Genomic DNA, 12,101 nt, shown 5'->3' on the forward strand with positions numbered 1-12,101 from the left:
CCCGCTGCCCGCCCGCGCTCCGGCGCGCGTGCGCCGGTGCGGGCGCCGAGCCTCACGCCATGCCCACGAGCCGGTCGGCGACCGTCTTCGCCCGAGGGCCCATGAGGATCGTGTAGTGGTTGCAGTCCGGCACCGCCTCCGCCGTCAGCCGCGGCGTCCGGGCCGTCCAGTGCGCGACCAGCGCGCCGGACAGCATCCCCGGCTCCGCCCCCGTCAGCCCTCGGGGCGCGTGCAGCAGCATCGCCGGCACCGCGAGCCGCGCCAGGTCCTCGGCGAGGGCCGGTGCCGAGGTGAGCAGCGCACGGCCGTCGAGGCGGACCGGGCCCTCCTGGGCGCGGGAGCGGCGGGCGCCGGCGGGGCCCGTGATGTCGTAGCGGACGAACGCCTCGATGTCGTCGTTCCATTCGGGGCCGAGGGCGGGATGGGTGCGGAAGAGGTCCACGTACGCCTCGTCGCTCTCGAACGTCCGGGACAGCCGCGCGAGGATCGGCCCCATCGAGGCGTCGAGTAGGGCGTCGGGATCGGCGCCCTCCTCCAGGGGCATCGGCAGTCCCCCGTCGATCATCAGCAACCGGTCGAAGAGCTCCGGGCGGCGCGCGGCGGCCCGCAGCGCCACGCACGCCCCCATCGACTGGCCCGTGACCGCGACGGGCGCGCCGTCGCCCCAGCGCTCGGCCGCCGCGCACAGATCGGCGGCGTGGGCGTCGAAGCCGTACGGCCCCGGGGCGTCCGCGCTGCCGCCCCGGCCCCGGAGATCGAGGGCGAACAACGACCAGTCGGGGTGCAGATGGCGGGCGAGAGCGCGGAACGACATCCCCGACGCGGTGATGCCGTGCGCCGCGACCGCCGTGCGCGGCCCGGTTCCGAACCGCAGGACGCGCAGCGTCCCGCCGTCGACGGGGAGTTCGAGCTCGAGGGGGTCGGTCATACGCTGTTTCCTTCCGAATGGTCGTCACATCGCTTCAACGGACAGCCTTTCACCCGGCGGGTCCGGGCAGCCGGTCCGGGGCGGCGGGCAGGGCGGCGGAGGTCCCGCGGTGCCGACGGAGTCGCCCGACCGCCCAAGCCGGCGTCTTCACACCGCGGGTGTCCGCGGGGACACGAACGGTCGCGGGCCCGCCACGGGGCCGTTCCATACGCCCCCGGCCCGTCCGCCGCCCCGGCGGCGTGGATCAACGACCGCCTCCCGCACGCTCATTGACATCGGTGCCGGGATATTGGTTCAGTGGCTCATCCACTGAGCCACTGGGAGGAACGGCGTGGAGGCACTGCCCCGCGAGACGGTCGTCGACGTCCTGGAGGGCCGGCTGAGGGAGGACATCCTCACCGGCCGTCACCCGGCCGGCAGCTATCTGCCGCCGGAACGCAGACTGGCCGACGGCTACGGCGTCACCCGCACCACCCTCAAGCACGCCTTCGGGCGCCTCGTCCAGGCAGGACTGCTGGAGACGCGGCACGGAGTGGGCACCCGGGTCCGTGACTTCGCCCGGCTCGGCGGGGCGGATCTACTCCCCATGCTCGTGCGGCACGACGCCCGCTGGGTCCGCGAGGTCTTCGAAGTCCGCCGCAGCATCGGTGCGTTGATCGCCGAGCGGGCCGCCCTACGGGCCACCGCCGCGCAGCGGGCCGAACTCGGCGCGCTGCTGGCGGCCGTGCGCGCCGCCGAGGGCGGTGACGCGGTCCAGCTCGCGGATATCGAGGTGCACCGCTCGCTCGCCCGCGCGACCGGCAACCGGGTCTACGGCCTGCTCACCAACACGCTCTTCAACGCCTATCTGCCCGTACGGGCCGCGCTCGTCGGCCCGTTCAACGACGCCGCGGCCGCCCACGCGCGGTTGGAACCCGTGGTGGCGGCGGTGCACTCCGGCGACGCTCCCGCCGCGCGGCGGGCGGCGGAGGCCTATCTCGCCGAGACCGAACGGATCATGCTGGACGGCCTCGTATGAGCACGAGCGGGAGCGACGCGGGCACGGGCGCGGACGCGGTGGCGAGCGCCGGCTCGGCGTGGGGAGTGGGTACGGGCACGGGCGAGGAGGCGGACGCCGGCTCGGCGGGAGACGTGGGCGCGGACGCGGCGGTGACCGCCGTCCCGACCGGGGGCGTGGGCACGAAGGCGGACGGGACCGCCGCGGCGGGGGCGGCTGCCGCAGCGACGGCCACGCCGTCGGTCACCGCCCCGAGCGCGCCCGGCGGCGCGGGCCGGCGCGGCACCGTGTTCGGCGAGACCATGCTCGGAACCGTCCGGCTCGACGGCGAGGACCACTCCCGCCGGGTCCGCCTCGACCTCCGTGTGACGGCGGACCGGGTCATGCGTCCGCTCGGCACGACCGCGGCCCGGGCGAGCGGTCGGATACGCGTCGCCGGATGGACCGACGACGCCCGCGCCGAGGGCGAGTTGGAGATCTCCCCGCTCGCCCGGCGCCGCATCCGCTACCGGATCTCGTTCACCGCCGGGGGGCGCCGGTTCACGCTCGACGGATGGAAGTCCGTCACTCCGCGCAGACCGCTCACCTCCATGACCGTCCTGCCCTTCACCCTCTACGAGGACGGAGCGCGGGCCGGCGGGGGCACACTGCGCTTCCCCCTGGCCACGGGACTCCTGCCCTTCCTCGCGAGCTTCCGCTTCCCCCGCGGCACAGGGAGCGCCGAGGCGCTGACGGCGCCCCGCTGGAAGGGCGAGCCGGGACGCACCGAGGTCTGGTACACGACCCTCACCGACCCGGCCACCGGTGCCGGGCTGTGGCTCCACCACGAACTCACCGCCCCCGCCGACGGTTCCGAGGCGTACGCCCACGGCTGGGCCGCGGTGTTCCCCGAGCACGGTCCGGTGCGCCACGCCCGCTTCGGTCCCGCCGAGTGGACGCCCGGAGGGGCCGGCTTCACGGCCGACGGCGTCGAGGCCGTCCCCGGCCGGCTGACCGGTTCGGCCGGGGCGCTGCGCTGGGACCTCACCGAACGGGCCGCGGACGCACCGCTGTTCACCTTTCCCCGGTGGTCCTGGCGCCGGCCCCTGCTTCCCGCCGCCCAGATCCTCCCGGCGGCCCGCGCCTCGTACGACGGCACGTTCTCGTACGGCGACACCACTCTGACGCCCACCTCCGCACCCGGTGCCTCCGCCCGGATCTACGGGCACGGCAACGCCCGCCGATGGGCCTGGCTGCACGCGGACCTGGGCGGTGGCGACGTGCTGGAGATCGTCGCCGCGGTCTCCATGCGGCCCGGGCTGCGCCGACTACCGCCGCTCGTCTTCCTGCGCCTGCGTCGGGGCACGCGCACCTGGCCCCGGCGCGTCGAGCGCTCGGCCGCCGGCTGGGCCGGACTCGGGCGCTTCCGCGCCGCCGTCGGCCTGCCCACGTGGACCGTCAGCGGCCGCGCGGGGCTGCGCCGGATCCGGGTCGAGGTCACCCAGCCGGAGGACCGCACCCTCGCGCTCGACTACACCGATCCGGACGGCTCTCCCGCCGTCTGCCGCAACAGCGAACGCGCCGACGCCCACGTCCTGCTGGAGCGCTGGTGGTTCGGCGGCTGGCGCACCGAGGCCGAGTGGACCCTGGACGGCACCGCCCACGCGGAAGTGGGGACCCGATGAACCTCGCCGGCTTCGTCGCCTCCCTCATCGCCGACGACGGCACCGCCGGCTGGCCGGGGCGGGTGCCCGCACGGCTCGACGCCGTGCTGGACTCGATGCCCCTGCCCGCGCGTGCCGGGATACGTTCCGCCGCCCGTGCCCTCGACGCCTGCGCCGTCGTCCGCACCGGCCGCGGTCTCGACGCCCTCACCACCGGCGAACGGGAGTCCGTCCTGGCCTCCCTCGCCGCTCGCCCCGCGCTCCTGCCCCTGCTCGACGTGCTCAAGGTGCCCGTCCTGCTCGCCGCCGGCACGGAGCACATGCTCCAGCGGCCGGCGCCGGCCCGGCGGATCGTGCGGACGGACCCGCCGCTGGACTGCGCACCCGCCGGCGAGTGGCCGGACCGTTCCACCGCCGACGCCGTGGTCGTCGGCTCCGGCGCGGGCGGTGCCACGGCCGCGCGGACCCTTGCCCGTGCCGGGCTCAACGTCGTCGTCCTGGAAGAGGGCCGGCACCACACCACCGCCTCCTTCGCCGGACGCGCCCCGCTCGAACGGTTCGCCGATCTCTACCGTGACGGCGGCGCCACCGTCGCCCTGGGCCGCCCGCCGCTGCTGCTCCCGGTCGGCCGGGCCGTCGGCGGCACCACCGTCGTCAACTCGGGGACCTGCTACCGCACCCCGGACCACGTCGCCGAACGCTGGACCAAGGGCTTCGGATTCGTCCTCGCCGAACGCCTCGGCCCCTGTCTCGACGAGGTCGAACGCCTCCTGAACGTCGCGACCCAGCCGCTCGACGTCCTCGGCCGCAACGGCCGGATCGCCCTCGCCGGGGCCGAGCACCTCGGATGGCGAGCCGCGCCCCTGCGCCGCAACGCACCGGGCTGCCTGGGCTCCTGCCAGTGCGTCGTCGGCTGCCCGACCGGGGCCAAGCAGAGCGTCCAGCTCTCCGTACTGCCCGACGCCTGCGCCGCCGGGGCCCGCATCGTCACCGGGGCGCGGGTACGGCGCGTCCTGGTGGACGCCGACCGCCCCGGCGGCCCCCGCGCCGCCGGAGTGCGCGTACGGCGCGAGGACGGGGGCGACTTCGAGATCCTCGCCCCGCTGGTCGTCGTCGCCGCGGGCGCCCTCCAGTCGCCGCCCCTGCTCCGGCGGTCCGGCCTCGGCGGACACCCCCGGCTCGGCCGCAACCTCAGCGTCCACCCCGCGACCAGCGTCGCCGGGCGCTTCGACGAGCCCGTCACGGCCTGGGAGGGCGTGCTGCAGAGCGTCGGCGTGGAGGAGCACCACGACGGCGGCGTGCTGATCGAGGCGACGGCGACCCCGCCCGGCATGGGCTCCTTCGTACTGCCGGGACTCGGCGGCGAGCTGCGGCGGGAACTGGAGGACGCCGACGGGCTCGCCACCCTGGGTGCGATGATCGCCGACCGGCCCTCGGGCCGGGTCCTGGGCCGCGATCGCACCCTGCTGCGCTACGACCTGGAACGGCGGGACGGCGCCCGGCTGATGCGCGCCGTACGTGCGATGGGGGAGATCCTGTTCGCCGCCGGCGCCCGGGAGGTCCTCACCGGCATCCCCACCGCGCCGCGCGCCCGCGACCTCGGCGAACTGGACGCCGTCCTCGCCGGCGCGGGCCCCCGGAAGCTGCACCTCTCCGCGTACCACCCCACCGGCACGGTCGCGGCCGGCTCCGATCCGGAACACTCCCCGGCCGACGCCACCGGACGGCTGCGGGGCGTCGCGGGCGTGCTGGTAGCCGACGCCTCCGTGCTGCCCGGCTGTCCTGAGGTGAACCCGCAGCTGAGCATCATGGCCGCCGCGCTGGCTGTCACCGAGGCGCATCTGGAGCGGTGAGCCCGCGCCCGCCGGGTGAGAATGGGCCGGTGAGGTGAGTGGCATGGCTCCATGGCGGGTCCGGGACCTGGAGGACGGCGATCTCGACCAGGTGGTGCGCATCTGGGAGGAGGCGCGGGACACCCCCTCCGACCCGGCCGTGACGCTGGCCGAGGTGGTCAGCGCCATACGCACGGACGCTCCCGCCGTGGTCGCCGCGGTGGGGGACCGGATCGTCGGCGCGGCGGTGTCCTCGACCGCCCAGGAACGGGCGTGGGTGCTGCGGCTGGCCATCGCCCGCGAGTGGCGCAGACACGGCATCGGGTCCGCGCTTCTCGCGGCTCTGGAGGAGCGCCTCTCCCAGGCGGGTGTACGGCGTATCGGCGCCCTGCTGCCCGAGGGGGAGGTCGGCGAGCGGGCCTTTCTGAACTCCCGGTACACCCAGCGGCCCGACCTGAGCTACTTCGAGAAGGTGCTGTCCGCGGACTCGGCCGAGGCGACCATCCTGGAGCAGCTGGGCGGCGCGGTCCCGGAAGCGGGTCTGTGGCAGCACATCGCGGGCATGGACGCGGAGAAGACGCTGATCGAACGGCGCCTGGTGCTGCCGCTGGAGCACCCGGAGGCCGCGGAACGCTTCCAGCTGGTGCCGCCGCGCGCCGTGGTGCTGTTCGGCCCGCCGGGCACGGGCAAGACCACCTTCGCCCGAGCGGTGGCCTCCCGGCTGCGGTGGGCCTTCATCGAGGTCTTCCCGTACCAGCTCGCCTCCGATCCGCACGGCGTGGCCGCCGGCCTGCGCCAGCTGTTCTCCAGGGTGGCCCACCTCGACCGGGTGGTCCTCTTCTTCGACGAGGCCGAGGAGATCGCCTCCGAGCGCCGCGATCCCACCACCCTCGCCCACCGGGTGACCAACGAACTGCTCAAGCTCATCCCGCAGTTCCGGCGCGGCGACCGCCGGCTGCTGATCTGCGCCACCAACGCGGTCCGCAGTCTGGATCCCGCCTTCCTGCGGCCCGGAAGGTTCGACTACCTGATCCCGGTCGGACCGCCCGACGCCGACGCCCGGCGGGCCATCTGGACGCGCTACATCGGCCCCGACCGCCTCGTCGGCATCGACCTGGAGGCGCTCGTCGCCGAGAGCGACCGGTTCACCCCCGCCGACATCGAGTTCGCGGCACGCACCGCCGCGCAGAGCGCCTTCGAACGGCATCTGGCCGACGGTTCGCCGTCCGCAGGGGCGAGGGCCGGCCTCACCGACGACTATCTGCGGGCGGTGGCGCAGACCCGCACCACGCTCACGGAGGAGGACATCCGGGCCTTCGACCACGACCTTCGGGCGGCGGCCCGGGTGTGAGGCCCCCCGGGTGCGATCACCGCCCGCCGGGGCGCCCGGGCGGTTCCGGCCCGAACCTTCCAATCGCTGCCCGCGCGGTCGCCGTAGGCCAGGCCATGGCCGACGCCCGAACCCGCCACCACGCCTGGGTCCGGGAGCACGGTGTCGACATGCCCGAGGTCGCCGAGTGGACCTGGGACGCCCGAGCGCGGGCGGACCCCTCCGGCGGCGGCGCTCGCCTGGCGGAACCGCGCGGGGGCGCGCAGCGTGGATGACGGGGTCTGCGAGAAAGGTGGAACGGCATGGGCACGAGCGATCCGGCTCCCCGGGTGGTCGTGGGCATCGACGGCTCGCCCTCGTCGTACGCCGCGCTGCGCTGGGCCGTCCGGCATGCCGGCCTGATCGGGGCGACGGTCGACGCGGTGGCGGCGTACGAACTGCCGGGCGCGCACGCCTGGTCGGCCCCCGCGGTCGACATGGAGTTCGACGCCGAGGAGGCCAAGCGCGGCCTCGTGGAGGAGGTGCGGAAGGTCCTCGGCGAGACCGGTGAGACCCAGGTCCACGAGCGCCTGGTGCACGGCAACCCGGCCGAGGCCCTGCTCGTCGCCGCCGAGGGCGCCGAGCTCCTGGTGGTGGGTTCCCGAGGCCGAGGAGGATTCGCACGGATGCTCCTCGGATCGGTGAGCCAGCAGGTCAGCCAGCATGCGCGGTGCCCCGTGGTGATCGTCCGCCCGGACGTGAACGTGAGTGGCACCGGGGCCGGCACGGCCTGAAGCAGGACGCCCGGCAGTCCGCGGCGCCCGCTCGCCGCGGACCCCGGCCCGCGGGCCGGGGCAGGCGCCCGTCGCCCGCTACGGCGGCCCGGTCCGGCAGGGATGCCGGTGCGGCCGAACCCACCGGCCCGGGGGCCGCAGGCCGTTTCGGCCCCGGGCCCGCCCACGGCTCGTGGGTACCCGCCGGGTGTCATACCGCGGCCCGGTCGCCTCCGCCGTCGCCTCCGGCCTCGTCGTCCCGTTCCCGGCCCGGCCGGGAGGTGGGCAGCCGGCGGGTGAACGGGAACGCCGCGAGCGTCACCCCGGCCGCGGTCAGGATCGCCGCCTTCAGGCTGCCGAGCTGCGCCTCGGCGTACGAGGAGACGAGAGCGTCCACCTCGGCCGGCGGCAGCGCCGCCCGCTGGGCCGCAGCCCGTACCTCCTCGGTGCTCACGAAGCTGACCCCGGCCTCGACGGCGATGCCGGTCTGCTCACGGGCGGCGTCCGAAACACGGGGGTCGTTCTCGATCTGCCCGGTGAACACGCCGACCAGCGCGCCGATCAGGATGGAGCCCATGAGCGCGGTCCCCAGGGAGGACCCGAGGTTCTGGGCCGTGTACTGCAGACCGCCCGCCTCGCTGCGGTCCGCCTCCCCGACGCCGGACTGCACGATGTTGCCGAGCTGCGAGGCGAGCAGTCCCATGCCCAGACCGAGCACGGCCATCGACAGCGCGAACTGGACGTCCTCGATCTGCGGCTCGATCCCGGCGAGGAGCCACAGCACGGCGGTGAACAGGACGAGCAGACCGATCCGCACCACCGTGCGCGGGCTCGCGATCCGGCCGAGGAAGGGCCCGCTCAGAGAGGCGACGAGCATGGTGACCGAGACGGGCAGCAGCCTGAGGCCGGTCTGGAAGGCGTCGAAGCCGAGGACGATCTGCAGGTACAGCGGGATGACGAAGAACAGGCCGAGCAGCACGAGGTTCTGGCACAGCAGCATGGCCAGCCCCGCGCGCAGCGGAGGGACGCCGAAGAGGGAGAACCGTACGAGCGGGTCCCGGGCCCGCTCCTCCCGCCGGCGCTCCCAGGCCCGGAACAGCGCGAGTACGACCGCTCCTGCGGCGATGACGGCGAGTGTGGGCGCGAAGCCGAACACCGTGAACGGGGCGTTGCGCGGCTGCACCCACCCCCAGGAACTGCTCTGCAGCACTCCCAGGACCACCAGCCCGAGGCCGACGGCCGACAGCGCGGCGCCGACGCCGTCGATTCGCACCCGGGGACCGGTGGCGGGACGGTCGTCGATCCAGCGGACGCAGCACAGCAGCGCCAGGACGACGACCACCTCGCCGGCGAAGACCACCCGCCACGTCAGATAGGTCGTGACCCACCCTCCGAGGAGTGGTCCCACCGCGATGCCGGCCCCGGCGAGTCCGCCGATGACGCCGTACGCCACGGCACGGTCACGACCGCGGTAGGCACCCGCCACGAGGGCTGCCAGCGCGGGCAGGACCAGCGCGGCGCCGAGCCCCTCGACGACCGACCAGCCGGCGGCCAGCACCCACAGCGCCGGGGCGACCGCCGTGATCGCGGATCCCACCCCGTAGACGGCCAGGCCCACCGCGAACGTGCGGCGCCGCCCGAACGAGTCCCCCAGCCGACCTCCAGTGATCATGAAGGCGGCCATGACCAGGGTGTACAGGGTGATCACGGCCTGGATCGCCGTGACCTCGGTGTCGAAGTCCTCGACCAGCCGGCTGATCGACACGTTCATCACCGAGGTGTCCAGAACTACGAGGAACTGGGCCGTCCCGAGGACGAGCAGGGCCCGCCACCTCCGCATGGCCGCACCTCCGGCGGTCGCCGACGGGATGGAGCATCCAGCCCAGCGTCCCAGCCGTCGTGACCTCCTGCGACTCCGGCGTCGCCCGCGCCCGCCCTCCCCGTCTCCGGTGGGGCCCCGCCCCCGGCTCGGTCGCGCGGGCGCACGCGCGCGGGGGATCCTGGAGCGAGGGCGGTGCCGCGCCGGTCCGCAGGCGCCGGTCCGTACGCGGGCGAGGAGGTACGCCATGACACGGACGCTGGAATGGAAGGTCCGCATGTACCTGTCCGAGGAGGACGGGACGACCAGGGCCAGGATGGACCTGGACACCGGCACGGCGAAGCTCACCGGCCACGGGACCGCGCGCTGCAACCCGCAGGACGTGGACGTTCCCGAGATCGGCGACGAACTCGCGGCGAGCCGGGCCATGAGCGACCTCGCCCGGCAGCTGATGCGGGTGGCGGACCAGGACCTCGAGGCGGTGGGCGCGGGGCCGGAGAGCACGGTCGCGGCCCCGTACGGCTGGCCCTCGGCCTGAGGGCTTGCAGGGAAGCAACACCTTGATGCCCCGCAAGCCCTTGGCCTCCGACTCACTCGGCCGACTCAGGAGACGAGCGAAAGCCCGGCGCTCGGACCCCGGAAGGGCCCGGACGGTGCCGCTGTGGGGCCGGTGGGCCCTGGCGGTACCCGTCGACCGGTGATTCCATGGAAGAGACGGAAAGGGCTCCTACAGAGGACGCGGAGAAACGGTCGGAACGCTCACCGCGCAATCAGGATCCACGAGAAGTGGATGGGCCCTTTCCGCCTTCCGCGCGCCCAGGACGCGGGCACGGGATCCCTCGGGGCCACCGGGGACCGGCCCGGGCGCGCTCCGTCGACCGCGCACCCCGACTTCCTCCGGGCTACCGTGAGAACTGCGCGTAGCGCGCGATGACCGTTCGACACCGGCGGAGGTGTCATGGGCGGCGACGTCCGGAGCGAAGCGGGCCAGGACCGGGGCCGGGTCCCGCGGCTGAGGTTCGACGAACTCCTCGAAGAACTCCAGGTGCGCATCGACGAGGTGCGCGGTACCCGGGACAGGCTCAACGGCCTGCTGGAGGCGGTCCTCTCGGTGGGCCAGGGGCTCGACCTGTCGCAGGTGCTCCGCGAGATCGTGGAGGCGGCGGTCGTCCTCGTGGACGCCGAGTACGGGGCCCTCGGCGTGATCGGGGGCGACAAGCGCCTGTCGCAGTTCCTGCCCGTGGGCATCAGCGACGAACTGCGCGGACGGATCGGGGACCTGCCCTCGGGACACGGACTCCTCGGTGAGCTGATCCGGCATCCCGCACCGCTCCGGCTCGCCGAACTCGCGGACCACGAGGCTTCCTCCGGCTTCCCCGCGCACCACCCTCCGATGCACTCCTTCCTCGGCGTGCCCATCAGGGTGCGCGACGAGGTGTTCGGCAACCTCTATCTGACCGAGAAGCGCAGTGGGGCCTCCTTCGACGACGAGGACGAGGCCGTCCTGGCGACGCTCGCCGTCGCGGCCGGAATCGCCATCGAGAACGCCCGGCTGTTCGAGGAGACCCGGTCCCGCGAGCGGTGGCTCGCGGCGAGCGCCGAGTGCACCAGCGCCCTGCTCTCCGGCGCCTCGGAGTCCGAGGTGCTGGAGATGATGCTCGACCGGGCCCGCCGGATCTCCTGCGCCGACCTCGGTCTCGTCTACCTCACCGAACCCGACGGGAACCTGCGCTGTGCCCTCGCTCACGGCGAGGGTGCCGAGCGCCATCTCGGCGTGGTGCTGCCGAGGGGCGAGGGCACCCTGGCCAGGGCCGCCGTGCTGAGCGAGACCGGGCTGCTCACCACGCCCGACGCGGCCGAGGACCCGCGTGTCACGTTCCGGCCGGAACGCTGGAAGGACGTCGGGCCGGCGATGGCGGTGCTGGTCGGCGACCCGGAGAAGCTGCGGGGCGTGCTCATGCTGGCCCGTGCCGCGGGCAGGATCGCCTTCGGCGACCCGGAGACCGCCCCGCTGTCCGGGTTCGCCGGCCAGGCGGCCCTCGCCATGGAACTGGCCGACCGGCGCCGGGACGCCGAGCAGGTGAGCCTGCTGGCCGACCGGGACCGCATCGCCCGGGACCTGCACGACCTCGCCATCCAGCGGCTGTTCGCGACGGGGATGACACTCCAGAGCGCCCAGCGCTTCGTGGACCACCCGGTGGCCGCCGAGCGGCTGGAACGCGCCATCGACGACCTCGACTCCACGATCAAGATCATTCGTTCGACGATCTTCGGACTCCGTGAGCACGAGGCCACCGGCGTGCTCCCGGGTCTCAGGGCGCGGGCCGTAGGTGCCGTGGAGGAGGCCACACCGGCCCTCGGGTTCGCACCCGCGCTGCGCATGGAGGGACTCATCGACACCGAGGTGCCGCGCCACGTCGCCGACGAGGCGGTCGCCGTGCTCGGTGAGGCCCTGGCGAACGTCGCGCGCCACGCCCGGGCGTCGAGGGCGGAGGTCACCATCGCGGCTCGCGCCGGCCGGATGTCCGTCACCGTGACCGACGACGGCATCGGCATCAGCCCGCACGGCCGCCGCAGCGGACTGCGCAACCTGGAGGAACGCGCCGAGCAGCTGTCCGGGGAGCTCGTCGTGACCCGCGGCATCGCCGGCGGCACCCGGCTGGTCTGGACCGTGCCGCTGCGCGACGACGGGTGAGGCGGCCGTGCCGGTGGCGACGGCGCGGGCGCCCGCCCCGAGCAGCCCCGGTCATCCGGACCGCCTCTCGGCGGGCGGGCCCCGTCCGGGAGGGCCGTGCGTGGC

At 74.7% G+C, this 12,101-nt stretch carries 10 protein-coding genes; 8 read left to right on the top strand and 2 right to left on the bottom strand.

The genetic code is table 11. The features are described 5' to 3' along the window. Window positions 1-52: 52 nt before the first annotated feature. Window positions 53-928, bottom strand: coding sequence for an alpha/beta fold hydrolase (locus tag FEF34_RS35820; RefSeq protein WP_138056878.1), 876 nt, complete (start codon window positions 926-928; stop codon window positions 53-55). Window positions 929-1,259: 331 nt separating this feature from the next. Here FEF34_RS35820 and FEF34_RS35825 point away from each other — a divergent pair, with 331 nt between their 5' ends. The 6 genes from FEF34_RS35825 (at window position 1,260) to FEF34_RS35845 (ending at window position 7,503) form a co-directional block, all read left to right on the top strand. After that, window positions 1,260-1,946: a FadR/GntR family transcriptional regulator gene (locus FEF34_RS35825; RefSeq protein WP_138056879.1), complete on the top strand. Its 687-nt coding sequence runs from the start codon at window positions 1,260-1,262 to the stop codon at window positions 1,944-1,946. Next, window positions 1,943-3,589 carry a hypothetical protein gene (locus FEF34_RS42175; protein ID WP_234042713.1) on the top strand — a complete coding sequence of 549 codons (1,647 nt, stop codon included), beginning with the start codon at window positions 1,943-1,945 and terminating at the stop codon, window positions 3,587-3,589. Before FEF34_RS35825 ends, FEF34_RS42175 begins: the two co-directional genes overlap by 4 nt. Continuing rightward, window positions 3,586-5,421 carry a GMC family oxidoreductase gene (locus FEF34_RS35835; protein ID WP_138056880.1) on the top strand — a complete coding sequence of 612 codons (1,836 nt, stop codon included), beginning with the start codon at window positions 3,586-3,588 and terminating at the stop codon, window positions 5,419-5,421. The genes FEF34_RS42175 and FEF34_RS35835 overlap by 4 nt, the downstream gene beginning before the upstream one ends. Before the next feature lie 43 nt (window positions 5,422-5,464). After that, the gene (locus tag FEF34_RS35840) at window positions 5,465-6,751 is read left to right on the top strand and encodes an ATP-binding protein (protein WP_138056881.1); all 1,287 of its coding nucleotides are present in this window, start codon (window positions 5,465-5,467) and stop codon (window positions 6,749-6,751) included. Between the two features lie 95 nt (window positions 6,752-6,846). Next, a complete protein-coding gene (locus tag FEF34_RS41650; RefSeq protein ID WP_171053219.1) occupies window positions 6,847-7,005 on the top strand; it encodes a hypothetical protein in 159 nt (52 codons plus the stop codon). A gap of 27 nt (window positions 7,006-7,032) precedes the next feature. Then, window positions 7,033-7,503, top strand: coding sequence for a universal stress protein (locus FEF34_RS35845; RefSeq protein WP_171053220.1), 471 nt, complete (start codon window positions 7,033-7,035; stop codon window positions 7,501-7,503). A 190-nt stretch (window positions 7,504-7,693) separates the two neighbouring features. Here the strand turns inward: FEF34_RS35845 and FEF34_RS35850 are convergent, their stop codons facing one another. Further along, window positions 7,694-9,322, bottom strand: a complete 1,629-nt coding sequence (locus FEF34_RS35850) for an MFS transporter (protein ID WP_138056882.1) — start codon at window positions 9,320-9,322, stop codon at window positions 7,694-7,696. A gap of 226 nt (window positions 9,323-9,548) precedes the next feature. Here FEF34_RS35850 and FEF34_RS35855 point away from each other — a divergent pair, with 226 nt between their 5' ends. Both FEF34_RS35855 and FEF34_RS35860 read left to right on the top strand, forming a co-directional pair. Further along, entirely contained in the window at window positions 9,549-9,839 is a 291-nt protein-coding gene (locus FEF34_RS35855; protein ID WP_138056883.1) for a DUF1876 domain-containing protein, read from the top strand. A 420-nt stretch (window positions 9,840-10,259) separates the two neighbouring features. Next, the gene (locus FEF34_RS35860; protein WP_138056884.1) at window positions 10,260-11,996 is read left to right on the top strand and encodes a sensor histidine kinase; all 1,737 of its coding nucleotides are present in this window, start codon (window positions 10,260-10,262) and stop codon (window positions 11,994-11,996) included. Window positions 11,997-12,101: the final 105 nt, after the last annotated feature.

The organism is Streptomyces marianii, assembly GCF_005795905.1.
Taxonomy (GTDB): domain Bacteria; phylum Actinomycetota; class Actinomycetes; order Streptomycetales; family Streptomycetaceae; genus Streptomyces; species Streptomyces marianii.